Source organism: Arthrobacter sp. 01T414 (assembly GCF_056398965.1).
The window spans coordinates 1054943-1079605 of record NZ_JBFTQK010000001.1 but is presented as its reverse complement, the minus strand read 5'-3'; the positions used below and the strand labels follow the sequence as shown (position 1 = coordinate 1079605).

General features: G+C 67.8%; 18 protein-coding genes, 1 tRNA gene and 1 pseudogene. 5 read left to right on the top strand and 15 right to left on the bottom strand.

From position 1 onward, the window contains the following. Positions 1-40 precede the first annotated feature (40 nt). The 13 genes and pseudogenes from AC1DK9_RS05020 to argS form a co-directional block, all read right to left on the bottom strand. On the bottom strand, positions 41-1066 hold the full coding sequence (locus tag AC1DK9_RS05020) for an MraY family glycosyltransferase (RefSeq protein ID WP_476915180.1): 1026 nt from the start codon (positions 1064-1066) through the stop codon (positions 41-43). Beyond that, positions 1063-2931 carry a polysaccharide biosynthesis protein gene (locus AC1DK9_RS05015; RefSeq protein ID WP_476862642.1) on the bottom strand — a complete coding sequence of 623 codons (1869 nt, stop codon included), beginning with the start codon at positions 2929-2931 and terminating at the stop codon, positions 1063-1065. Before AC1DK9_RS05015 ends, AC1DK9_RS05020 begins: the two co-directional genes overlap by 4 nt. 101 nt (positions 2932-3032) lie before the next feature. Next, positions 3033-4007 (bottom strand): glycosyltransferase, encoded by a 975-nt coding sequence (locus AC1DK9_RS05010; RefSeq protein ID WP_476862641.1) that lies wholly within the window; start codon positions 4005-4007, stop codon positions 3033-3035. 6 nt (positions 4008-4013) lie between these two features. Next, positions 4014-4922 carry a glycosyltransferase gene (locus AC1DK9_RS05005; protein WP_476862640.1) on the bottom strand — a complete coding sequence of 303 codons (909 nt, stop codon included), beginning with the start codon at positions 4920-4922 and terminating at the stop codon, positions 4014-4016. A 1-nt stretch (position 4923) separates the two neighbouring features. Next, positions 4924-5637: an L-threonylcarbamoyladenylate synthase gene (locus tag AC1DK9_RS05000; protein ID WP_476862639.1), complete on the bottom strand. Its 714-nt coding sequence runs from the start codon at positions 5635-5637 to the stop codon at positions 4924-4926. Continuing rightward, positions 5634-6548, bottom strand: coding sequence for a peptide chain release factor N(5)-glutamine methyltransferase (prmC, locus tag AC1DK9_RS04995; protein ID WP_476915179.1), 915 nt, complete (start codon positions 6546-6548; stop codon positions 5634-5636). The genes AC1DK9_RS05000 and prmC overlap by 4 nt, the downstream gene beginning before the upstream one ends. An 18-nt stretch (positions 6549-6566) precedes the next feature. After that, positions 6567-7520 (bottom strand): annotated as a pseudogene (prfA, locus tag AC1DK9_RS04990) (peptide chain release factor 1); the annotation flags it as partial. A gap of 77 nt (positions 7521-7597) precedes the next feature. Beyond that, on the bottom strand, positions 7598-9670 hold the full coding sequence (gene rho / locus AC1DK9_RS04985) for a transcription termination factor Rho (protein ID WP_476915178.1): 2073 nt from the start codon (positions 9668-9670) through the stop codon (positions 7598-7600). 309 nt (positions 9671-9979) lie between these two features. Continuing rightward, on the bottom strand, positions 9980-10966 hold the full coding sequence (gene thrB, locus AC1DK9_RS04980) for a homoserine kinase (RefSeq protein ID WP_476915177.1): 987 nt from the start codon (positions 10964-10966) through the stop codon (positions 9980-9982). A gap of 2 nt (positions 10967-10968) precedes the next feature. Then, the gene (thrC, locus tag AC1DK9_RS04975) at positions 10969-12075 is read right to left on the bottom strand and encodes a threonine synthase (RefSeq protein WP_476915176.1); all 1107 of its coding nucleotides are present in this window, start codon (positions 12073-12075) and stop codon (positions 10969-10971) included. Next, positions 12076-13392, bottom strand: coding sequence for a homoserine dehydrogenase (locus AC1DK9_RS04970; protein ID WP_476915175.1), 1317 nt, complete (start codon positions 13390-13392; stop codon positions 12076-12078). Further along, positions 13393-14859, bottom strand: a complete 1467-nt coding sequence (lysA, locus tag AC1DK9_RS04965; RefSeq protein ID WP_476915174.1) for a diaminopimelate decarboxylase — start codon at positions 14857-14859, stop codon at positions 13393-13395. Positions 14860-14864: 5 nt separating this feature from the next. After that, positions 14865-16529, bottom strand: a complete 1665-nt coding sequence (argS, locus tag AC1DK9_RS04960; RefSeq protein WP_476915173.1) for an arginine--tRNA ligase — start codon at positions 16527-16529, stop codon at positions 14865-14867. 170 nt (positions 16530-16699) lie between these two features. On the opposite strand from argS, the gene AC1DK9_RS04955 reads away from it, so the two are divergent. Beyond that, positions 16700-16775, top strand: a tRNA-Arg gene (locus AC1DK9_RS04955). A 50-nt stretch (positions 16776-16825) separates the two neighbouring features. Here AC1DK9_RS04955 and AC1DK9_RS04950 read toward each other — a convergent pair. Continuing rightward, positions 16826-17803: a cation diffusion facilitator family transporter gene (locus AC1DK9_RS04950; protein ID WP_476915172.1), complete on the bottom strand. Its 978-nt coding sequence runs from the start codon at positions 17801-17803 to the stop codon at positions 16826-16828. 111 nt (positions 17804-17914) lie between these two features. On the opposite strand from AC1DK9_RS04950, the gene AC1DK9_RS04945 reads away from it, so the two are divergent. Together AC1DK9_RS04945 and AC1DK9_RS04940 are read left to right on the top strand one after the other, a co-directional pair. Then, positions 17915-18961 carry a M4 family metallopeptidase gene (locus tag AC1DK9_RS04945; protein ID WP_476915171.1) on the top strand — a complete coding sequence of 349 codons (1047 nt, stop codon included), beginning with the start codon at positions 17915-17917 and terminating at the stop codon, positions 18959-18961. A 39-nt stretch (positions 18962-19000) separates the two neighbouring features. Beyond that, the gene (locus AC1DK9_RS04940) at positions 19001-19312 is read left to right on the top strand and encodes a protealysin inhibitor emfourin (protein WP_476863192.1); all 312 of its coding nucleotides are present in this window, start codon (positions 19001-19003) and stop codon (positions 19310-19312) included. Here the strand turns inward: AC1DK9_RS04940 and AC1DK9_RS04935 are convergent. Continuing rightward, positions 19309-20274 carry a GlxA family transcriptional regulator gene (locus tag AC1DK9_RS04935; RefSeq protein WP_476915170.1) on the bottom strand — a complete coding sequence of 322 codons (966 nt, stop codon included), beginning with the start codon at positions 20272-20274 and terminating at the stop codon, positions 19309-19311. The genes AC1DK9_RS04940 and AC1DK9_RS04935 overlap by 4 nt on opposite strands. Before the next feature lie 81 nt (positions 20275-20355). Here AC1DK9_RS04935 and AC1DK9_RS04930 point away from each other — a divergent pair, with 81 nt between their 5' ends. Next, complete coding sequence (locus AC1DK9_RS04930) at positions 20356-20523, top strand: hypothetical protein (RefSeq protein WP_175322851.1); 168 nt, start codon at positions 20356-20358, stop codon at positions 20521-20523. A gap of 78 nt (positions 20524-20601) precedes the next feature. Next, entirely contained in the window at positions 20602-24624 is a 4023-nt protein-coding gene (gene hrpA / locus AC1DK9_RS04925; RefSeq protein ID WP_476915169.1) for an ATP-dependent RNA helicase HrpA, read from the top strand. The last annotated feature ends 39 nt before the right edge of the window (positions 24625-24663 follow it).

The window sequence follows — 24663 nt, the reverse complement described above, 5'->3', positions numbered from 1 at the left end:
CGAAAGGCCGCCCCTGAATTCTACACGAGATAGAACAGGGCTAGGCCACCGGGATGCGGGTGACCTTGGGACGGTGCCGGAACTTACGGATAAGGTCCGGCGACGCGAGATACAGTCCGAGCACCAGCAGGCTGCCGGCCACGCAGAGGGCGACGACGGGCAGCGGCGCGGTGGCTGCGACGAAACCAAGGACGATGACGGCGGCGGTGCACGCGGTGACCACAGAGGCAGACTGCAGGTGTGAGAAACCGACGTCGGTGAGCCGCTGGTATACGTGCGCGCGGTGGGATGCGTACCAGCGCTCCCCCGCCTTGATCCGGCGCAGCAGGGTGTAGCCGGTGTCCGCTGCGTAAACGAGGATTGGTGAGAGGACGTATTCGACGTAGACACCGCTCAGGAAGCCCGCCACGGCGAGGGCAGCGATCGAGGCACCAAGGAGATAGCTGCCGACGTCGCCCAGGAAGACCGAGCCGCGGCCGAGGTTCCACGGCAGGAAGCCGAGGAAGGCCATGGCCAGAACCGTACCGCCGGCGGTCAACCAGGGCTGTCCGGCCAGCACGCCTGCCAGCGCGTACGCAACGCCGGCGGTGACGCCGTGCAGGCCGGAGATGCCGTTGATTCCGTCCATGAAGTTGGCGATGTTGACGTAGGCCGCGATGGCGACAGCCGCCAGCGGCAGCCACCAGAACGACTGGGCCGTCAGGACGATCAGCGCTGCGGAGCCGGCGGCACCGATGCCGAGTTGGGCGCCAGCGCGTGCCCCGATGGACAGTCCGCGCAGGTCCTCGGTCCAGCCCACGACAACGCTCGCCGCGATGATCGCCAGCACGACGGCGAAAACCGAACGATCCACGGTAACGAGGTCCAGGAGCAGCGCGGCCAGGTAGCCGACGGCGGTGGCCAGGGCGGCCGCCATCCCCATCCCGCGGATGGTCGCCTTGTGGTGGGAAGAGCGGGCGGAGGGGATGTCGACGACGCCCATCCGGACCAGCCACGGCTTCACCGCGAAGGGAAGCAGCAGGCTGGCGAGCAGGGTGACGCCGGCAAGTACCACCAGCGGCGTCACGATGCCACCCTGATCGAGCCCGCTTCATCGGCCTCGTCGTCGGGAATGTCCCCGATGTTGAGGCCCTGCTCGGCCTCGCAGCGGGCCAGCCAGACGTTGAGGTCCAGTTTTTCCGGATCCTGCTCGGTGGCCTTGGTGTGCGAAATCTTCGGGTGCAGGGGACGCTGGTCCAGTTCGCCGGTGCCGACCAGCTCCTCATGCAGCTTTTCCCCGGGCCGCAGGCCGGTGTAGATGATCTCGACCTTCTTGCCGGACATGGCGATCATCCGCTGGGCAACGTCGAGGATCTTCACGGGCTCGCCCATGTCCAGGATCATGACGTCGCCGCCCGAACCGATAGCGCCGGCCTGGATCACCAGCTGGCAGGCTTCGGGAATCGTCATGAAGAAGCGGGTGACCTCGGGATCGGTGACGGTTACCGGTCCCCCGACGCGGATCTGCTCGGTGAAGAGCGGGAGCATGGAGCCGCGGCTGCCCATCACGTTGCCGAAGCGGACGGAGACGAACTTGCGGCCGGTCTGGCCGGCCATCCAGGCGGTCAGCTTCTCAGCGACGCGCTTGGAGTGGCCCAGCGCGGTGGTGGGGTTGGCTGCCTTGTCGGTGGAGATGTTCACAAAGTGTGAGACGTTCGCGTCCCGGGCGGCGCGCAGCACGTTCAGCGTGCCGCAGACGTTGGTCTTCCAGGCCTCGACGGGATACTGCTGCAGCAGCGGCGCGTGCTTCAGCGCGGCGGCGTGGAACACCACTTCGGGACGGCGGTCGGCGAAGATGTCCTGCAGGGCTTCGCCGTCGCGGATATTGGCCAGCACCGTGTCCCGGCCCGCCAGCAGGCCCCGGCCGGTGATGGAGATCTGGGTCTGCTGTAGCCCGGTTTCGTCATGGTCCAGCATGATCAGCTCCGCCGGGGCGAACTGGACGATCTGGCGGCAGAGTTCAGAGCCGATGGACCCGCCCGCGCCGGTCACCAACACGCGCTTGCCCTTGATGTATCCGGCGATTTCGTCGACTTTGATGTCGACCGGCCGGCGGCCGATCAGGTCTTCGACCGCCACGTCGCGGAAGTCCGAGAATCCGTCGGGGGCGCCGCCCCCGAGCATGTCGCGCAGCGGGGGCAGCACGAGCACCCGGATGTTCATGCCGGCCACGGCGTCCGAAATGCGGCGGACGACGGCGGCCTCCACATTGGCGAAGGCCAGGACGAGCACCTTCGCGCGGGTCCTGCGGATGACAGACGGGAGGTCCTCTCCCCTGCCGAGGACCTGGACCCCGGAGAGGCGCAGGTGCTTCTTGGCCGGATCATCATCGATCAGGCCGACAGGGAAGTACGGGGATTCCGGGTCCTGCAGCATCCGGGTGAGCAGCGAGTTGCCGAGGAATCCCGCGCCGTAGATCAGGGTGTTTTGCGCTTCGTCGCCGGGCCGGGTCTTGCCCTCGACGTAGAGCCGCTTCGCGTAGCGCGCGGCGCCCATGAAGAGGCAGGCGAAGGGGAAGGCAATGAGGCCCACGCTGCGGCCAATGTTGATGGCGCCGTAGAGCACCAGCAGGGTTCCGGTGATCGTAGCGGCCACAATCACGGTGACGAAGACGAGCGCCCTCGCCTCCTGGAAGCTTCCGAACGGGTACCGGCCACGGTACAGGGCCAGGGCATAGCCGGCGACGATCTGCGCGATGACGGCGAGGGCAGCAATGAAGAAGGCGCCAAGGAACTGTTCGGCACGGATGCCCATCTCGTAGCGCAGCAGCAACGCCAGCACGACCGCCACGATCCAGGACATCGAGTCCAGGAACAGCTGGATCCAGATCCAGAGGGCGGGCTTCTCTTCCCGTGCTGCGGCAGTTCCGCGCGCTTCAGATTTCGTACTCAAGAGAGGTTGCAACCGACTTCCACTACCACGGCGGCCAGGCGCCTGTTTCAAGAAACACCCCGCCGCAAAACTGTCGGACAGCGGCGGAGCCTAAAACGATACTAATCTCTTTCGGCTCCGCTGCCGGGGTCCGTGGAGCCGGCAGGGGCCAGCGGGGGCATCGGTTTCCAGCCCTTGTCGGCGAGAATCGCCCGTGATTCCCGCCATCCCTGCCAGAGCGCGTCGCTGCCCTTGAGTGTCCGTTCCACGAGCACCAGGCGGACAATTTCCTTCAGGAAAGTCAGTGCAGTCCCAGCGCCGAAGCCGGCCCGGTTGAACTTTCCGTGTGCCCGCAGGTACTGGGCGACGTGCCCGCGGTTGCGCATCACGTAGCGGCGGCTCAGATCGGACGAGTCATTGAGGTGGCGCAGGCCCAGGTCCACTTGGCGTTGCGCGCGGACCTTCTTGATGACGAAGGCGTTGACGTAGACCACCGGGGTCAACTGCGCGGCGAGCCAGCCGTAAACGAGGTCGTCCCAGGTGATGAAGAAGCGCGGGTCCGGCAGTCCGATGTTCCTGGCCACCGAGGCCTTGAGCAGCATGCCCTCGAAGTTTCCGACGTTGGTGCGGAAGACCTCCGAATGTTTGAAGACATCGCGCGAGACCGGGAAGAAGACGCCGAGCGCCTCGACGAAGTGGTGCTGCCAAAAGAAGGGTTTGCCGTTGGCATCGTAGCGGCGGCCGATCAGGCAGGAGTACTCGGGTGTGAACTTCTCCAGGGCCTCCACCGCACCGGGGAGGACCTCGACGTCGTCGTCCATCAGCCAAAGCCATTCGGCGCCGGACTCCAGCGCCAGTTCTACCCCGCGGGAGAAGCCGCCGGCGCCGCCGACGTTTTCGGCCAGCCGTTCGTAACGGATCGGCGGCCCGTCCGCGGCACTGGCCCGGGAGACCACCTCGGCCGTGTGGTCGGTGCTGGCATTGTCCACGACGATGATCCGCGCCGGCCGGGTGCTGAGTCGGGCAAAGGAGTCCAGCAGGTTCTGCAGGAAGTCGGCCCGGTTGTACGTGACGACGACGGCGTAGAGGTTCTCCACGGCGGCCTAGCTGCGGGTGGACATCAGTTGCGCGGGCGAGCCGAAGCCCTTGCCGCGGAAGCCGGTGGCGTAGGCACCGAACCAGTGCGCCAGCCCTTTCAGGTCCCCGTTTTTCAGGAAGTAGTAAGGGAAACCGACCATGTCCGCTCCGAACCAGCGCAGGTTCCGGTATTTCCGCGTCAGGTAGCCCCGGTTGCGGAAGTAGCAGTAGCGCTTGAACTCGCCCTCGGGAATGACCGGCGTGATGAAGCCGCCAAACACGGGCTTCATTTCGGTCCAGGTGGCGGGGTGCTGCACGGCGACGGTTGCCAGCGTGCCGTACTTCAGGCCGGCTTTCTTGACCCGGGAGAGGAAGTCGACCTCGTCGCCGCGGATGAAGAACTTCACGTCCGGAATGCCGATCTTGTAGAAGACCTCGGTGCGGATCAGGGCCCCGTTGAAGAAGTGCACCATGTCCGGGAGGTAGCCCATCGGTGCCAGCTTCGAGCGGTCGTTGGTCAGGAGGCCGTTGATCCTGAAGTTGAACGACAGCCGGTTCGGGTCGGCGGTGGCGGCGACAAGCGGGCTGACGATGTCGAGCTGGTGTTCCTCGGCCGTCTTGAGCAGTTCGGCCAGGCAGCTGGCGTCCTCGGGGTGGCCGTCGTCGTCCATCATCCAGATCCACTCGGCGCCGCTGGCCATGGCGGCCAGAATCGCGTAGGCAAAGCCGCCGGCTCCGCCGAGGTTCGCTTCCGAGCGCAGGTAGTTGATGTTCGCTCCCCCGGCGGCGACGACGTCGGTGGCCGGTACCGTCCCGGAGTCCACGAGGGCGATCGAGTGGATCGGGGCGGTCTGCCCAGCCAGGCCTTTGAGCAGGAGGGCGAGTTCCTCGTGCCGGTCGAAGGTGACGGCCGCGACGGCGACTTTCGGCTGCATGTCAGTTCCTCGGGGGGTCGTCGGAGTCGGTGGGATCGGTGTGGCCGGCCGGCTGCTCGCCGACCCCGAGCACGTCCGGAACCACCTCGCGCAGGCGTTCGAGGCTGATGGCGCCCTGGCGGACCACGCGCAGCGGCAGGTCCGTGGCGTCGATGATCGTGGATGGCTCGGCCCCGTTGCCTTCAACCGGGCGGTGACCGCCTTCAAGGTAGACCTCCACGGACTCCGCCAGCTGCGCCTCGGCGTCGGCGGCGCTCTGCGCGGCGGCCTGCCCGGTGCGGTTGGCGGAAGAAACCGCCAGCGGTCCGGTGAGCGTGAGCAGGTCCTGGGCGACGTCGTCGTCCGGGAGACGGAGCGCTACCGTGCCCTTGGTTTCGCCCAGGTCCCAGTCGAGCGAGGGCTGTGCGTGCAGGATCAGGGTCAGTCCACCGGGCCAGAAAGCCTCGGCCAGGCGGCGGGCCTCGGCCGGGACGTCGGTGGCGAGTCCGTCCAGGGCATTCAGCCTGGGGATCAGCACGGGCGGCGGCATCTGCCGGCTGCGCCCCTTGGCCGCGAGCAACAGGGTCACGGCCTGCGGCGAGAACGCGTCGGCTCCGATGCCGTACACGGTGTCGGTGGGGAGAACCACGCATTTGTGTTCCCGGATGGCCCGCTGGGCGTGTTCAAGTCCTGCGGCGCGTTGCTCCGCGTCCGCGCAATCGTAGCTAGTCGTCACTGGCCTATCCTTTCATCACTGCCGGGCTCGGGTCTGCGGATGGCGCTGGTGGCCCGTTCCCGGCCGTTGAGGTCCAGATGCGTTGACACCCCGGACCAGTGACCGGAGCGCTCCAGCATCGCGGCGATCCAGCCGGCCTGGACCTCGGCGTGCTCCATCACAAAGTAGCCGCCGGGCACCAGAAGCCTGGCGGCGGAGGCCGCCGCCGCCGTCGGAAGTTCCATGCCGTCCGCTCCCCCGCCGTAGAGCGCCTCCGGCGGGTCGTGCAGTGCCACCTCCGGCTCGTTGGGCACCGCCTCGGCGGGGATGTAGGGCGGGTTGGAAACGACGACGTCGAAGCTGCCGTTGTGTTCGGCCAGCGCGTCCCGCAGATCGCCGCGGACCAGGTGGACCCCCAGCGGCAGCAAATTCTTCGCCGCCCAGGCGTGGGCGAACTCGCTGAACTCCACCGCATGCACCTCTGCGCCCGGAACCTCATGCGCGATCGAGCCGGCAATTGCCCCCGAACCCGTTCCGAGGTCAGCGACCTTGGGCCGCGTACCATTCACCCCACCCGGCTGTGCGGCCCGGGTGGCGAGCCAGTCGATGACCAGCTGGACGACGGATTCCGTTTCCGGACGCGGGATAAACACGCCGGGGCCGACCGCGAGTTCGAGGTAGCGGAAGTGCGCCACACCCGTGATGTGCTGCAGCGGGGTCCGCTGCGCGCGCTCGGCGACCAGCTCGGCATAGCCTGCCGGCGCGGGCGTGTCGCCCAGGACCATGGCGCGGAGCCGGCCCGGACCAACCCCCAGCAGGTGGCCGGCAAGGAGCTCGGCGTCGACCTTCGGGCTGGGCACGCCCGCGGCGGCCAGCACGGCCGTGGCCTCGCGGACGGCGTCGGCCAGGCTCGGGCCGCTCTCAGGTGTCATCAACGCGCAGGATCCGTACTAGTCGCCGATGGCGTCGAGGCGGGCCTGTTCGTCCATCTCGATGGCGGACTGGATCACCGGTTCCAGGTCGCCGTTCATGACCTGGTCCAGGTTGTACGCCTTGTAGCCGGTCCGGTGGTCGGCGATCCGGTTCTCCGGGTAGTTGTACGTGCGGATCCGCTCGGAGCGGTCCATGGTGCGGATCTGCGACTTGCGCTGGGCCGAGTTCTCGGCGTCGATCTGCTCCTGCTGGTGGGCCAGGATCCGGGCGCGCAGCACGCGCATGCCGGCTTCACGGTTCTGCAACTGGGACTTCTCGTTCTGCATCGCCACGACGATCCCGGTGGGAAGGTGCGTGATGCGAACCGCCGAGTCGGTGGTGTTGACCGACTGGCCGCCGGGCCCGGAGGAACGGTAAACGTCGATCTTGAGATCGTTCTGGTTGATCTCGAGTTCCTCGGGTTCGTCCACTTCGGGGAGCACCAGGACGCCGGCCGCCGAGGTGTGGATGCGTCCCTGCGACTCGGTCACCGGCACGCGCTGCACCCGGTGGACGCCGCCTTCGAACTTCAGCCGCGCGAACACGCCCTCGGCGGGGTCGTTGGAGTTGCCCTTGACCGCCATCTGGACGTCCTTGTAGCCGCCCAGGTCCGATTCGGTGGCGGAGATGATCTCGGTTTTCCAGCCGCGGGATTCCGCGTAGCGGCTGTACATCCGTAGCAGGTCCGCCGCGAACAGCGCAGCCTCGTCGCCGCCTTCGCCGCCCTTGACCTCGAGGATCACGTTGCGTGCATCGTCCGGGTCGCGCGGGATCAGCAGTCGGCGCAGCTTGGCCGCGGCCGTCTCCAGGGCAGCCTCAAGCTCGGGCACCTCGGCGGCAAACTCCGGATCCTCGGCCGCCATTTCCTTCGCGGCCGCCAGGTCATCGTTGATGCCTTCCCAGCGGTGGTAGGCCTCCACAATGCCGTTCAGGACGTACGCAGTACGTCAGCAACAACGCGAAGGGGCGGGGCCGGCAAAAATATGCGACGGCCCCACCCCCTGCTTAGCTACTTGTCGTTATCGGACTTCGCACCAAGCGTCGTCTTCTGCACCTGCATGAGGAACTCGACGTTGCTCTGTGTCTCCCGGATCTTGTTGGTCAGCAGCTCGAGGCTCTGCTGCGTTTCGAGTCCGGAGAGGACGCGGCGCAGCTTCCACATGATCTTGACTTCCTCGGGCGAGAGCAGGTTCTCTTCGCGGCGGGTACCGGACGCGTTGACGTCCACGGCCGGGAAGATGCGCTTGTCCGCGAGCTGGCGGGACAGGCGCAGTTCCATGTTGCCGGTGCCCTTGAACTCTTCGAAGATGACCTCGTCCATCTTGGAGCCGGTCTCGACGAGAGCGGTTGCCAGGATGGTGAGCGAGCCACCGTTTTCGATGTTGCGGGCTGCACCGAAGAAGCGCTTCGGCGGGTACAGCGCTGCGGAGTCGACGCCACCGGACAGGATGCGGCCGGACGCCGGTGCTGCCAGGTTGTAGGCACGGCCCAGGCGGGTCATCGAGTCCAGCAGGACCACAACGTCCATGCCCATTTCCACGAGGCGCTTGGCACGCTCGATGGAGAGTTCGGCCACGGTGGTGTGGTCGTCGGCGGGACGGTCGAAGGTGGAGGCAATGACCTCGCCCTTGACGGTGCGCTGCATGTCCGTGACTTCTTCGGGGCGTTCGTCAACGAGCACCATCATGAGGTGGACCTCAGGATTGTTGGTGGTGATGGCGTTGGCGATGGACTGCAGGATGAGCGTCTTGCCGGCCTTCGGCGGCGAGACGATCAGGCCACGCTGGCCCTTGCCGATCGGGGCGACCAGGTCGATGACGCGGGGGCCGATCTTCTTGGGGTCCGTCTCGAGGCGCAGGCGCTCGGAGGGGTACAGCGGGACGAGCTTCGCGAACTCGACGCGGTCCTTGAGCTCCTCCGGAGTCTTGCCGTTGACCGAGGTGACCCGGACCAGGGCGTTGAACTTCTGGCGGGCGGACTGCTGGTTGCTGCGGTCTTCGCCTTCACGCGGGGCGCGGATGGCGCCGACGACGGCGTCGCCCTTGCGCAGGTTGTACTTCTTGACCTGGGCGAGCGAAACGTAAACGTCGTTCGGGCCCGGCAGGTAGCCGGAGGTGCGGATGAACGCGTAGTTCTCCAACACGTCCAGGATGCCGGCGACCGGCAGCAGGACGTCGTCCTCGGTGACCTCGACGTCGTCGACGTCGGGTCCCTGGGAACGGCCGCGGCGGCGTTCGTTACGGTCACGGAAACGGTCGTTGCGCGAGTTGTCGCGGTCCTGGCCGCCGGAGCGGTCGTTGCGATCGTTGCGGTCGCGACGGTTGCGGCGGTTGCGGCGGCTGCCGCCGTCGGAATCGTCGTTATCGCGGTTGTTGTCGCGGTTGCCGGACGTGTTGTCCCGGTTGCCGGCGTTGTCCTCACGGGCGCCGCGGCCACGGGTGTTCTCGCGGCGCTGGCCGTCCTCGCTGCCCTGTTCGGACTGGCGGTCCTGGCGCTGCTCGCCGGAGGCCTGCTCGGCCGGGGCTTCGACAGCTGCTGACGGCTGCGTTTCGCCCTGCGCTGCTGCTTCGCCGCGGCGCCGGTTGCGGGTACGCGGCTGGCGGGTGCGGTCGTTGCCTTCGGTGGCCTGCTCGGCCGGTGCGGCTTCGGCGGGGGCGGACTGTGCCTCCACCGCGGCGGCCGGAGCCTCAGCGGCAGGGGTGCTGACGACGCCGTCGCTGCCGGCGCGGCGGCTGCGGCCCCGGGTGCGGGCCCGCGGGTTCTCCTGGGCCGGAGCCTCGGAGCCTGCGGCGGGAGCAGCGGCCGGAGCCGAAGCGTGGGCAACAGTGCCGTTGTCGCTCGCCTTTTCAGCGGCGCGTTCGGGTGCCTTGCTGACCGGGGTACCGGCACGGTGGGCGGAAATGGCGGTCACCAGATCACCCTTGCGCATCCGGGAGCCGCCGGAGATCCCCAGCTGGCTGGCGAGAGCCTGGAGCTGGGCGAGCTTGAGGCCGGCGAGGCCGCTGCTCTTGGCGGGTGCTGCCGGTGCGGCAGCGGAAGATGATGTTTCCACAGCTGAAGACAGCTCAGTGGTTTCGGTCACGAAGGATCCTTCCCCCTCGACGGCGTCCAGGCTAGGAGCTGGACGCGGTGATTTGATCTGGGCTGCAGTTCAGATCTGCAGCCGGGATTTCGGCCTTGCCGGTTCGATTTCGGCCAGCAGGGCCGGTTACTGCTACACCAAGACACGCCCCGATATGCGGAACGGCCGGCTGACACTTTGGGGGTACAGAGGAATTCTGCAGCGTCCTGCGTCAGACCGAAAGCAGGTGGCACCGGAAAATATTGCGCAGTGAAAGATGAGAGAGGGCAACTTGGCCAACATCGCGGTCTTTGGAAAAAGCTTGCGTGATTACCGCCGGTGCACTTCCACTTTAGCACCCTCGGTGTCTACAGCCAGTTTCATCACACGCCAAGCGACCTCCGGCGTGTTGTCGGCGGTGAAAGCCCCGATGAACTCGACGACGGCGGCCGCTTCCTCTTCCCCGGCGGCCAGGACCAGCACGGTGGGGCCAGCACCGGAGACGACGGCGGCGTGGCCGGCGCGCCGCAGCGCTGCGATCAGCTCCGCGCTTGGCCGCATTGCCTGCGCCCGGTAACTCTGGTGCAGGTAGTCCTCGGTGCCCGGCAGCAGGAATTCAGGCTTCTGCGTCAGCGCGTGGATCAACAGGGCGGCGCGGCCCGAGTTCATGGCCGCGGCGTGATGGCCAACGGAGGCCGGAAGCAGCGCCCGGGCGGCCTCGGTGGAGAGTTCGAAGTCCGGAACGGCGACCACGGGGATGATCCCGGCGTCGACGCTCGCGCAGGTGCTGCTGTACTGGTCACTGTCCTGCCAGGACAGCGCCAGTCCGCCGAAAATGGCGGGTGCGACGTTGTCCGGGTGGCCCTCCAGCCGGGACGTGAACTGCAGGATCCAATCCTTGCCACGACGGGACGCGGCCGGGACGAGGGCGTTGGCGGCGGTGGCGGCCGCCACCACCGCAGCGGCCGAGGATCCGAGGCCGCGGCCGTGCGGGTTGACGTTGTCCGCGGTAATCCGCAGCCCCTCGTGCCGGAAGCCCAGCACGTGCAGCGCCTCTGTAAGGGCCCTGGCCACGAGGTGGCTCGCATCGCGGGGCAGCGTGTCCGCGCCCTCGCCGCTGAGCTCGAACTCGAGTTCTCCGCTCTCAAGGGTTTCCACCGTCAGCGTGTCGTGCAGCGAGAGGGCCAGGCCCAGGCTGTCGTAGCCGGGACCGAGGTTGGCGCTGGTGGCCGGAACCCGGACGGTGACGGCTTGCCCGGCCGGAACCGCCGGGATGTCGGCGGGAGATTCGGCCGGGACGGTGAGGGTGGTTTCCACGGTTATTTTTCTTCCAGTCCCAGTTCTGCGGCCACCGTGACGACGTCGTTGGCGACCTTGACCGGCTGCACGTCGCTGCCGTCCTCGGTCCGAAGGGCCCACTGCGGGTCCTTGAGGCCGTGGCCGGTGACGGTGATGACGATCGTCTTCCCGGTGGGAACCTCGCCCGCGGCGTGCTTCTTGATCAGGCCCGCAACGCCGGCGGCGGAGCCGGGTTCGACGAACACGCCTTCGCGGGCGGAGAGCCAGCGGTGCGCGGAGAGGATTTCCTCGTCGGTGACGGCCTCGATCACGCCGCCGGATTCATCCCGGGCGGCGACGGCGGTGTCCCAGGAAGCCGGGTTGCCGATCCGGATGGCGGTGGCGATGGTGTCCGGTTCCGTGATGGGGTGGCCGGCGACGAACGGCGCTGCGCCGGCGGCCTGGAAGCCCCACATCACCGGCGTCCTGGTGGCTACGGCTTCGAGGGTGCCGGCGGTGGCCGACTCATAGGGCGCCGCGTACTCCTTGTAGCCCTTCCAGTAGGCGCTGATGTTGCCGGCGTTGCCAACCGGGAGCACGTGGATGTCCGGGGCGTCGCCGAGAGCGTCGACGACCTCGAACGCGCCGGTCTTCTGGCCCTCGATCCGGGCCGGGTTGACCGAGTTGACCAGGAATACCGGGTAGGACTCCCCCAGCTTGCGGGCGATGTCCAGGCAGTCGTCGAAGTTCCCGTCCACCTGCAGCAGGGTGGCGCCGTGCGCGATCGCCTGGCTGAGCTTGCCCATCGAAATCTTGCCCTCGGGTACCAGCACGGCGCACTGCAGCCCGGCCGAGGTCGCGTAGGCCGCGGCCGAGGCGGAGGTGTTGCCGGTGGAAGCGCAGACCACGGCCTTCGCGCCGGAGGCGACAGCCGCGGTCATGGCCATCGTCATGCCACGGTCCTTGAACGATCCGGTCGGGTTCATGCCCTCGACCTTGAGGTAGACGGTGCAGCCGGTCAGCTCGGAGAGCTTCTGCGCGTGCACGAGCGGGGTGCCGCCCTCGCCCAGGGTGATGACCTTCGTGGCCTCGGTGACCGGCAGGCGTTCAGCGTATTCGCGGATGACCCCGCGCCATTGGTGAGCCACTTAGACCCCTTCTACCCGCAGTACGGATGTGACGGAATTGATGACGTCCAGGCCCTTGACGGCCTSGACGGTYGCTGCCAGYGCRGCTTCGSTYGCGCGGTGCGTGACGATCCGCAACTCAGCGGACTCCGATTTGGAGGCCGAATCGCGGTGGATGGTCTGCCGCATGATTTCGATGGACACGCCGTGCTCGGCGAACAGCTGCGCGATCCGGGCCAGGACGCCGGGCTGGTCCGCGACGTCGAGGCCGATGTAGTAGCTCGTGACGGCCGCGTCGATGGGCAACGCGGGGACGTGCCCGGTGGTGGTTTCGGTGCGTCCCGGACCGCCCAGGACGATCCGGCGGGCCGCCGAAACCAGGTCCCCCAGCACGGCCGACGCCGTCGGGGTGCCCCCGGCGCCCTGGCCGTAGAACATCAGCTCGCCGGCGTTTTCGGCCTCGATGAATACGGCGTTGAACGCACCGTGCACCGCCGCCAGCGGGTGTTCACGGGGCAGCAGTGTGGGGTGGACGCGGACGGAGACGCCGTCTTTGCCTTCGGAATCACTCAGCTTCTCGGCGATCGCGAGCAGCTTGATCACGAAGCCGGCGTCTTTCGCCGCCGCGATGTCCGCGGCCGTCACGGAGCTGATGCCCTCGCAGTAGACGTCCTCAAGCGCGAACCGCGTGTGGAAGGACAGGGAAGCGAGGATGGCGGCCTTCGCGGCGGCGTCGAGGCCCTCGACGTCGGCGGTGGGGTCGGCCTCGGCGTAACCCAGCCGCTGTGCCTCGGCAAGGGCGTCGGCGAACTGCGCGCCCGTGGTGTCCATCTGGTCAAGGATGAAGTTGGTGGTGCCGTTGACGATCCCCAGCACCCGGGTGATCCGGTCCCCGGAGAGGCTGTCCCGGATCGGGCGCAGGATCGGGATGGCCCCGGCGACGGCGGCCTCGTAGGAGAGCTGCACGCCGGCCTTGTCCGCCTCCTCGTAGAGCGTCGGACCGTCCTGGGCGAGCAAGGCCTTGTTGCCGGTCACGACGGACGCGCCGTGCCGGATCGCGGTGAGGATCAGGCTCCGTGCCGGTTCGATCCCGCCCATCAGCTCGATGACCAGGTCGGCGTCCTTGACCAGGGCCTCGGCGTCGGTGGTGAACAGCTCGCGCGGCAACTCGACGTCCCGCCGGGTCTCGGGGTTGCGCACGGCGATGCCGCTCAGTTCGAGACGGGCGCCGGTGCGGGACGCCAGCGCATCGGCGTCGTCAATGAGAATCCGCGCAACCTGGGCCCCGACGTTGCCACAGCCCAGCAGGGCCACTTTCAGGGTTCGCAATTCCGTCATTCAGACTCCCATGTCGCGGTTCAGCAGATCTTGTTCGGTTTCGCCGCGGACAATCAGCCGGACTGATCCATCGCGTACCGCGACAACGCCCGGCCGGGCCAGATAGTTGTAGTTGCTTGACAGGGCCCAGCAGTAGGCGCCGGTCCCCGGTACAGCGAGCAGATCACCGGCTGCCACGTCCTCGGGCAGATATACATCTCTAACAACTATGTCGCCGCTCTCGCAATGTTTGCCCACCACTCGGGACAGCTGCGGCGCCGCGTCGGAACTGCGGGAGGCCAGAACCGCAGAATAATCCGCGTCGTAGAGCACCGGGCGCGCGTTGTCGCTCATGCCGCCGTCCACCGACACATAGCGGCGGGGATACGTAACGTTTTCGGCGCCGTTTTCCGGCGCGTCCACCCGGACGGTCTTCAAGGTGCCCACCTCGTAGAGCGTGAAGGTGCTGGTCCCGACGATCGCGCGGCCCGGCTCGATCGAGATCCGCGGGGCGGTGATGCCGAGCTCGGCCACCTTGGCGCGGACCACGGCCGCCATCGCCTGCGCGATTTCGGCCGGCGGCCGCGGAGTGTCCACCGGGGTGTAGGCGATGCCGTAGCCGCCGCCCAGATCCAGCTCGGGCAGCACGATGGAGTACTTGGCCTGCATCGCGGCCAGGAAGTCGAGGAGTTTCTCCGCGGCCAGCGCGAAGCCGTCCGGTTCGAAGATCTGGGAGCCGATGTGGCAGTGCAGACCCAGCAGCTCGATGCTTTCGTGCCCGGCGGCGGCGGCCACGGCCTCCTCGGCGGCGGACAAGCCGGCCTGCTCGGTGGAGTCGCCGGCCATCGAAAGCCCGAACTTCTGGTCCTCATGCGCGGTGGCGATGAATTCGTGGGTGTGCGCGTGTACCCCCGGCGTCAGCCGCAGCATGACCTTCGCCGTCTCGCCACGGTTGGCGGCGATCGCCGCCACGCGCTCCAGCTCGGCGAGGCTGTCGACGACGATCCGGCCCAGCTTCATATCCAGGGCGCGGTGGATCTCGGCGTCGGACTTGTTGTTCCCGTGCAGCGCGACGGCGGCGCCGGGGATGCCGGCCCGGGCGGCGACGGCGAGTTCCCCGCCGGAAGCGGTGTCCAGCCGGAGCCCTTCCTCCTCCACCCAGCGGACGACGGCGGTGCACAGGAACGACTTGCCGGCGTAGTAGACGTCCACTCCCCCGCAGATGTCCGCGAAAGCCTCGTTGAACGCGTCCTGGAACGCCCGCGCGCGGGCCCGGAAGTCGGTCTCGCTCATGACGAACAGCGGCGTGCCGAACTGCCGCTGCAATTCGCTGACGGGGATCCCGTCAATGGCGAGTTCGCCACCCTCGTGGCGCGCCACGCCGGCGGCCCACATCGGCTCATGCAGGGCGTTGAGGTCCGCCGGTACGGCGAGCCAGTCGGGTGCCAGCGGCGAGGCTGCAGGGCTGTTGTTCGGGTTCGCGGTCATGGCGGTCACATCCGTTCCGGCGCCGAAACGCCCAGCAGTTCCAGTCCGTTGGCAAGCACCTGGCTGGTGGCATCGTTGAGCCACAGCCGGGTGCGGTTCAGATCCGTAATGGCTTCCTCGCCCAGCGGCGCGACCCGGCAGGCGTCGTACCAGCGGTGGTAGGCCCCGGCGATGACTTCGAGGTGGCGGGCGACGCGGTGCGGTTCGCGCAGCTCGGCGGCCTTGGCCACGATCGAGGGGTAACTGCCCAGATGCGAGAGCAGCTCGTTTTCGGTCGCGTGGTCCAGCAGGGCGGCGTCGAACGCGTCCTGCCCGTCCACCCGGCGCTCGACGCCGGCGGCCACCGCGTTGCGGGCGGCGCCGCGGGAGCGGGCGTGCGCGTACTGGACGTAGAAGACCGGGTTTTCGTTGCTGTGCTTCTTGAGCAGCTCCGGGTCCAGGGTGAGCGGCGAGTCAGCCGGGAAGCGCGCCAGCGAGTAGCGGACGGCGTCCTTGCCCAGCCAGGAAATCAGGTCCTTGAGCTCGATGATGTTGCCCGCCCGCTTGGACAGCTTGGCGCCGTTGACCGAGACGAGCTGGCCGATGAGCACCTCGATGTTGACCTCGGGATCATCGCCGGCCGCGGCCGCGATCGCCTTGAGCCGGTTGATGTAGCCGTGGTGGTCGGCCCCGAGCAGGTAGATTTTTTCGGTGAAGCCCCGGTCCTTCTTGGACAGGTAGTACGCGGCGTCGGCGGCAAAGTACGTCGGCTCGCCGGTCGCGCGGATCATCACGCGGTCCTTGTCGTCGCCGAAGTCGGTGGTGCGCAGCCAGACCGCTCCGCCGTCGTCGTAGACATGGCCCTGTTCGCGGAGCCGGGCCACGGCGTCGGCGATGGCCCCGGCGTCGTGCAGTTCCTGCTCGGAGAAGAAGACGTCGAACTCGACGCCGAACTCCGCGAGAGTCTGCTGGATGTCCTTCAGTTGCGCTTTGTAGGCCGCGCCACGGATCACCGGCAGCGCGGCGACGTCGGTGAGTTCGCGGATGTCCGGGTGCTGGGTCAGCACCTCGTGGCCCAGGTCAGCGATGTATTCGCCCGGGTAGCCGCCTTCCGGAACGCCGCGGCCGTGCAGCCGGGAGAGCACCGAGTGGGCGAAGACGTCCATCTGTGAGCCGGCGTCGTTGATGTAGTACTCCGCCGTGACGTCGGCGCCGGAGGCACGGAGCACGCGGGCGATCGAGTCGCCCAGGGCGGCCCAGCGGGTGTGGCCGATGTGCAGCGGACCGGTGGGGTTGGCGGACACGAACTCCATATTGACCGTGCGGCCCGCGAGCGCCGTGTTGGTGCCGTACGCGGGACCGGCCTCGACGATCGCCTTGGCGAGGGCGCCCGCGGCGGCGGCGTCGACGGTGATGTTCAGGAATCCCGGTCCGGCGATGTCGACGGCGGCGACTCCCTCGATCGAGGCCAACCGTTCGCTCAGCAGGCCGGCGAGCTGGCGCGGGTTGGTTCCGGCCGGCTTGGCCAGCTGGAGCGCGATGTTCGTGGCCCAGTCCCCGTGGTCCCTGATCTTGGGTCGCTCCACCCGCACCGCCTCGGGAATGTCGGCGGCGGCCAGGGCAATTTCACCGGCGGCAACGGAGTCCTTCAGGCAGGCGGATATGGCGAGGGAGAGCTGTTCTGGGGTCACGGTTCCAGCCTACCGGGGGCCCGCTGTCCGGCGGAATTTTGGCGCCGTCATCTTGGGCTTTCCTGCTCCCGGGAGGATCTCCGGAGCCTCCGGGGGCGCTGTTTTCCTTTGGGGCCCACCTTCCTGCTAAGCTCTAGGACGTCCCGCCGGTAACGGCAGGATCCCTGAATGCCCTCGTAGCTCAGGGGATAGAGCGTCTGCCTCCGGAGCAGAAGGTCGTAGGTTCGAATCCTATCGAGGGCACCAACAAAAACCCCGCCGTTTCAACGAAACGGCGGGGTTTTTACGTTCCTTCCTCAGACCCCTGCGCGGCTTCCCCCGGCCTCGAATTCCAGGCTGGCTTCGTCCGGCGTGGACAGGGTCAGCACGGCTTCCTCCACCGTTTCGTGGTCCTCCAGTTCGCGCTCTATCCGGCGCAGCGCCACCGCCACCTCGTGTTCGGGGTGGTCGCCCTGCAGGTCCACGGCCGCGACCAGGTACAGCCGGCGGGGTCCGACAAACTCCAAGTGCAGGTACGTGAGCCGCGCGATGTCGTCATGCTCCAACACCCGGCGGGCCATGGACTCTTCGATGTCCGGAGTGACGCCCTGGCCCACCAGGAAGCGCCGGTTGCGGTCGATCAGCACGACGGCGACGACGGCCAGCAGCACGCCCACGATGATCGAACCCACCGCATCCGGCAGCGGCGAGCCCGTGAGCTGGTGCAGGAATACGCCCACGAACGCCACCACCAGGCCGATCAGTGCCGCAGCGTCCTCCGCGAAGACGGCACGCAGGGTGGGATCGGAGCTGATCAGGACCTGCTCGAGGGTGTGCCGCTCCAGCTCGTGCGCCGCCTTCCGGGTCTGCCGGAAAGCCTGGATGAAGGAGATCCCTTCGAAGACGAAAGCCACGGCAAGGACCACATAGGCCACCGCAAAGTCGGCTGCGGGCTCCGGCGCAATGATCTGCTGGATGCCGTGCATGATGGACACCACTGCACCCGCGGTGAACAGCCCGAACGCTGCGAACATCGACCAGACGTAGGCTTCCCGCCCATAGCCCATCGGGTGGCTCTTGTCCCGCGGCCGGGCCGAGCGCCGTTCCGCGAAGAACAGGAACACCTGGTTTCCGGTATCCGCCCAGGAGTGCGCCGCCTCGGCGGTCATGGAGGCCGATCCGGTCAGGACCGCGGCCACCGACTTCGCCGCCGCCACGAGGACATTCGCCGCGAAGGCGATAATGACCGTCAGCAGGGTCGAGCCGGGTTTCTTTTTCTGCTCCGTTTGCGCCATTGGCCTACCGTATCCAACCAGCCGGCGTCGGCGCGCACTTTCCGGCTCCCCTGCCAAATGTCGGCGGGCGCTCGTAGGCTGTTCGCATCGGCAGAAGCAAAGGGGTCTCACATGTACTGCTCCATCATTCCTCCCTACCTGTTGCGCCGGCTGGCAGCGCAGCACCATGAACCTCGGCTGCTGGTCGCGGCCCGCGCCGCCAAGGAAGCCCTGCAGCACGTCAAGAGCTTCCAGGCATCCCGGGCGGCTCCGGCCCCCGCGGTGCCTCCGGGGCTCCGGCAGCTCACCCCCGGCCCGCCGCAGCGCACCGTCTACGATGCGAAAGCCTCGGAGAACCTGCCCGGCGTGCTGGTGCGTAAAGAGGGTGAACCCGCCACCGGGGACCCGGCAGCCGACGAGGCGTATGACGGCCTCGGCAGCACGCACCGGCTGTACGCCGAGGCCTTCGGACGCAACTCGATTGACGGCAACGGCCTGCCCCTGGATGCCACCGTGCACTTCGGCCAGCGCTACGACAACGCATTCTGGGACGGCAAGCAGATGGTCTTCGGCGACGGTGACGGCCAGGTCTTCAACCGCTTCACGGCTTCGCTAAGCGTGATCGGCCACGAGCTCGCGCACGGCGTCACCCAGTTCTCCGCGGGCCTCGCCTACCGGAACCAGGCCGGCGCCCTCAACGAGTCGCTCTCGGACGTCTTCGGCGCGCTCGTGGAGCAGTATGTGAAGCAACAGACCGCGGCCCAGGCCAGCTGGCTGATCGGCGAGGGTCTCTTTACCGATCAGGTGCAAGGCACCGCGCTGCGCTCCATGAAGGCTCCCGGCACCGCCTACGACGACGATGTGCTCGGCAAGGACCCGCAGCCGGACTCGATGGATTCCTATGTCCACACCAGCGCGGACAACGGCGGGGTGCACCTGAACTCGGGCATCCCCAACCGTGCCTTCTACCTTGTCGCGACAGCCCTGGGCGGGAATGCGTGGGAGACTCCCGGCCGCATCTGGTACGACACCCTGACCGGCGGCTCGCTGCCCGCAGCCGCCACCTTCACCGCCTTTGCGAAGGCCACCGCGGCGTCCGCCAAGGAGCTGTACGGTGGGGAGTCGGCGGAGCATGACGCGGTCCGCAAGGCGTGGGAAACTGTGAAGGTGAGGCTTTAAACGGCTCCTGCCAAAGGATTACCCCGAGGAAGCACCCCCGTGAAAATAACCGTCCAGCGCAGCGGTGGCGTTGCCGGGATGGAGCGCGTCTGGAGCGTGCAGGCGCTGACCGACGATGACCGGAACCAGTGGCAGCCGCTCGTCGAGGCCTGCCCCTGGGACGACCTGCCGGGCCCGGCGCAGGAGGGCGCCGGCGGCGTCCCGCAGCCGGACCGCTTCGTCTATCGGATCCGGGCCGGCCAGCGCCGCGCCACGCTGCCCGAACGGGACCTCGTCGGCCCGTGGCGGGCCTTGGTGGATTGCACCCGGGCGGCGGCGGAGGCCCCCGGGCAGGCGGGCCACTCCGGTTAGACCGCCGCCAGGTGCCCGCGGAAAGTCCGACGGTAGGACTGCGGGCTGGTGTCCAGCACCTTGGCGAAGTGGTGCCGGAGCAGCACCGAGTGGCCAAACCCGGCCTCCCGGGCAATCTCGTCGATGTTGAGATCGGTGGTTTCCAGCAGCTCCTGTGCCCGCAGCACCCGCTGCGAATTCAACCAGGCGGCGGGAGTCGCGCCGGTCTCTGCCCGGAAGCGCCGGGCAAAGGTCCGCGGCGACATGTGCACGCGGGCGGCCAGCTCGTTGACGGAGTGCTCCTCGTCCAGGTTTCCGACCATCCAGCGCAGCAGTTCCTCCATCGGCTGCGAGCCGCACCTCGGCATCGGCCGGTCGATGTACTGGGCCTGGCCGCCGTCGCGGTGCGGTGGTACCACCATGTCCCGGGCGATGCTCGCGGCCACGTTGGCGCCGAGCTCCACCCGGACCAGGTGCAGGCTGGCATCGATTCCTGCGGCGGTGCCGGCACTCGTGATGATCCGCCCGTCCTGGACGTAGAGCACGTTTTCATCGACCAGCGCGGCCGGGTAGCGGGTGGCGAGCTCCTGCGAGTAGTGCCAGTGGGTGGTGCAGCGGCGCCCGTCCAGCAGCCCGGCCCGGGCCAAGGCGAAGGCGCCCGAACAGATCGACATGACCCAGGCACCCCGCGCGTGCGCGGCCCGCAGCGCTTCCAGGACGGATGCCGGGACATCGGAGTCCTTGCCGAACGGGGTCATGATGACCAGGTCCGCGTCCGCGGCCGCTTCCAGGCCGAGCCCCACATGCATCGACAGGCCGGACTTCATCGGAACGTCTCCGGGTTCCGGGGTGCAGACGCGGAAATCGAACGCCGGAACCCCCGTGCCGCGGTCCGATCTGTCGACGCCGAACACCTCGAAGGCGGTCCCGAATTCGAAGACCGAGAAGTTGGGAACCACGATCATCGCCACTGATTTGAGCATGCCTCCATTGTGGCAGAAATTTTAGCTTTTTGGTCGTTTCTGCCACTATTTTTGACTCCCCCACCGGAGAAGCATGGAGGTATGGAACTCATCGGAATCGCCCTCATCGTCTTGATCCTCGCCGCCGTCGCCGCCACCCTCCGGGCCCTCCGGAAGGATGGCCTCGGGCACAATCCGCCGGTCCGTTCGGAAGAGTACTGGATGGCCCACGACCTCCCCAGCACCAGCTACACGCTGCGGTTTTTCTAGACCCCTCACTCCAATTGCTGCCCGGCCCCGCCCAGGGACCGGGCAACCCTATGTCCGGCGGCTAGACTGTTTTCAGCCATGACACTGCATATCTCCTACCCCGCCGAGCTGCCGGTCTCCGAGCGCCGCGAGGACCTGATGGCCGCCATCGCCGCCAACCAGGTGACCATCATCGCCGGCGAGACCGGTTCCGGTAAGACCACCCAGATCCCCAAGATGTGCCTGGAACTGGGCCTGGGTGAAAACGGCCTGATCGGCCACACCCAGCCGCGCCGGCTTGCCGCGCGGACGGTGGCGGAGCGCATTGCCGAGGAACTCGGCGTCGAGATCGGCCAGGAGGTCGGCTTCCAGGTCCGCTTCACCGGCGAGGTCAGCCGCTCCACCAAGGTCAAGCTGATGACCGACGGCATCCTGCTGGCCGAGATCCAGCGCGACAAGCTGCTGCGCAAATACAACGCGATCATCATCGACGAGGCGCACGAACGCAGCCTCAACATCGACTTCATCCTCGGCTACCTCAAACGGATCCTCCCGCAGCGCCCGGACCTGAAGGTCATCATCACCTCGGCCACCATCGATCCGGAGCGCTTCGCCAAGCACTTCGGCAGCGAGGAGGAGCCCTCCCCCATCATCGAGGTCTCCGGCCGCACCTACCCGGTGGAAATCCGCTACCGGCCGCTCTCCCAGCCGGCCGGCGGTGCCGCAGGCGAGGACGCCGAGTCCTCCGACGACGAACTAGAGGAGGACCGCGACCCGCTGGACGCGGTGTGCGACGCCGTCGACGAACTCGCCCTCGAAGCCCCGGGCGACATCCTGATCTTCTTCTCCGGCGAGCGCGAAATCCGGGACGCCGCGGAGGCGCTCAACGCAAGGATCCAAACGAATCGTCGGCTGGCCGGCACCGAGGTCCTCCCGCTCTTCGCCCGCCTGAGCCTGCAGGAGCAGCACAAGGTCTTCCACCCCGGCAGCAAGCGCCGGATCGTGCTGGCCACCAACGTCGCCGAAACCTCGCTCACAGTTCCCGGCATCAAATACGTCATCGACACCGGCACAGCCCGCATCTCGCGCTACTCGCACCGCACCAAGGTCCAGCGGCTGCCGATCGAGCGGGTCTCCCAGGCCTCCGCCAACCAGCGTTCCGGCCGCTGCGGCCGCGTCTCGGACGGCATCGCGATCCGGCTGTACTCGGAGGAGGACTTCGAGTCCCGGCCACTGTTCACGGACCCGGAGATCCTGCGCACCAACCTTGCGGCAGTGATCCTGCAGATGACGGCCATGGGCGTGGCCCGCGGGCCGAAGGACGTGGAGAACTTCCCCTTCGTGGAGCCGCCTGACTCGCGGGCCATCAACGACGGCGTCACGCTGCTGCGCGAACTCGGCGCCCTGAGCGCCGCCCGCCCGCAGGAGAGCACGGGCGACGGCGACGGCGGCGGCAGCCAGCGTGGCGGCCAACGCCGTGGCTCCGGCCGCCCCGGCAGCGGGCTGACCGCCGTCGGGCAGCAACTTGCGCAGCTGCCGGTGGACCCCCGGCTGGGCCGGATGATCGTCGAGTCCGGCAAACGCGGCTGCGTCCGCGAGGTCATGATCCTGGCCGCCGCGCTGACCATCCAGGACCCGCGCGAGCGCCCAACGGATAAGCAGCAGCTCGCCGCGGAGAAGCACGCCCGGTTCCGGGACGACAACTCGGACTTCACCGGCTACCTGAACCTGTGGAACTACCTGCAGGAGAAACAGCAGGAGCTCTCCTCCACGGCCTTCCGCCGACTCTGCCGCAACGAGTTCATCAACTACCTGCGCGTCCGGGAGTGGCAGGACCTCTTCGCCCAGTTGCGCCAACTCGCCCGGCCGCTGGGCATCAGCCTGGACAACAAACGCCTTACCGATCCCGTGGGCAACCATGAGGGCATCCACATCAGCCTTCTCTCGGGGCTGCTGAGCCACATCGGCATCCTCGACGAACGCAAGCGCGAGTACGCCGGCGCCCGCGGCAGCCGCTTCGCGATCTTCCCCGGCTCGGCGCTGTTCAAGAAGTCCCCCACCTTCGTGATGGCTGCCGAATTGGTCGAAACCAGCCGGCTCTGGGCGCGTGTGGCCGCGAAATTCGATCCGCTCTGGGCCGAGCAGGTGGCTCCGGACCTGGTCAAGCGCAGCTACAGCGAACCGCACTGGTCCAAGAAGATGGGCTCGGTGATGGCCCATGAGAAAGTCACGCTCTACGGTGTGCCGATCATCCCCAACCGGCGGGTCAATTACGGTCGCGTGGATCCGGAGCTCTCCCGCGAGCTCTTCATCCGGCACGCGCTCGTGGAGGGCGACTGGCAGACCCACCACAAATTCTTCCACCGCAACCGTGCCCTGCTGCAGGAAGTCGAGGAGCTCGAGGCAAGGATGCGGCGCCGCGACATCCTGGTCGATGACGAGACCTTGTTCGAGTTCTACGACGCCCGGATCGGCAAGGGCGTGGTTTCCGAGCGCCACTTCGATAAGTGGTGGAAGGAAGCACGCCAGCAGGATCCCACGCTGTTGGACTTCGACCAGTCGCTGCTGATCAGCGAGGACGCCGACGCGCTCGACGATTCGGCGTACCCCAAGACCTGGCTGCACAAGGGCTTCGAGCTGCCGCTGAGCTACGAGTTCCATCCGGTGGCGCCCGGTTCGCCGCCGAACCCGTCCGACGGCGTCACCGCCGAGGTCCCCGTGCTGTTCCTGAACCAGCTGGACGATGCGGCGTTCCGCTGGCTGATCCCGGGCCAGCGGGTGGAGCTGGTCACCGCGCTGATCAAGTCCCTGCCCAAGCAGGTCCGCAAGAACTTCGTTCCCGCGCCGGATGTCGCCCGCCAGGCCGTAGCCGCGCTCGAAGCCGACTTCGATCCCGCGACCGATGAGCTGGAGCCCTCGCTGGAACTCGTGCTGCGCAGGCTTCGCGGCCAGGTCATCCCGCCGGGGTCATGGAACTGGGATGCCGTCCCGCCGCACCTTCGGGTGAGCTTCCGGGTGGTGGACTCCCGCGGCAAGGTGCTGGACGAGGGCAAGGATCTGGCCGCGCTCCAGGAAAAGCTGGCACCCGCCACCCGACGGGCCATCGCCGAATCACTCGGAGCAACTCCTTCAACGGTGGGGCCGACGGCGCCCAAGGCAGCATCGGCGGCTGCCGCCGCTGGCCGGGCGAACGGCAAATCCCCCGCGTCCCCCACCGCAACGGCACAGCCCGCCGAGGCCCCGGGCGGCTTCACCGAGCTTTCCGGCCTCAAGGACTGGACCTTCGGCACCGTGCAGCGCCAGGTCCAGGGAACCGTCAAGGGCCACACCGTTACCGGCTACCCGGCCCTGGTCGATGAAGGATCCTCGGTGGCGCTGCGGCTGTTCCAGACCGCCGGCGAGCAGGAACAGTCCATGCGCGGCGGCGTCATCCGGCTCCTTGCCCTGAAGGTCCCGCCGCCGGACCGCTATGTCCTGGAGCACCTGAACAACACCGAGAAGCTGACGTTCAGCCAGAACCCGCACGGTTCCGTCTCGGCCCTGATCGCGGACTGCGCCCTGGCCGCGATCGACAAGCTCACCCCGGCCGAGTTGCCGTGGGACGAGGCCTCCTTCAAGGCGCTGTACGAGCAGGTCCGCGCCGAACTGATCGACACGGTCTTCACGGTGACCGCCGTCGTCGAGCGCATCCTGGCCAGCACGCGGCGGATCGAGAAGCAGCTCAAGGGCAGCACCAGCCTCGCCCTGATCAGCGCGCTCAACGATGTGAAGAGCCAGCTTGGCCAGCTCGTCTTCCCTGGCTTCGTGGCACGCACGGGCTACGCCCAGCTCAGTCAGCTGCCCCGCTACCTCGCCGCGATTGAGAAGCGCCTGGAAAAGCTGCCCACAAACGTCCAGCGCGACGCGCAGCACATGTCCGTCATCCAAGGCCTTGAGGACGACTATGACGACGCCGTGTCGGCTCTCTTGCCCGGACGGCGCGCAGGGACGGAGTTAGCCCAGGTTCGCTGGATGATCGAGGAGCTCAGGGTGAGCCTGTTCGCCGTCGAGCTCGGGACCGCCTACTCGGTGTCCGAAAAGCGGATCCGGACCGTGCTGAACAAGGCGCTGGCGCCGGCGTAGCCCCCTGGGGAGTACTGCGCCGACGCCAGAACTTGGGAA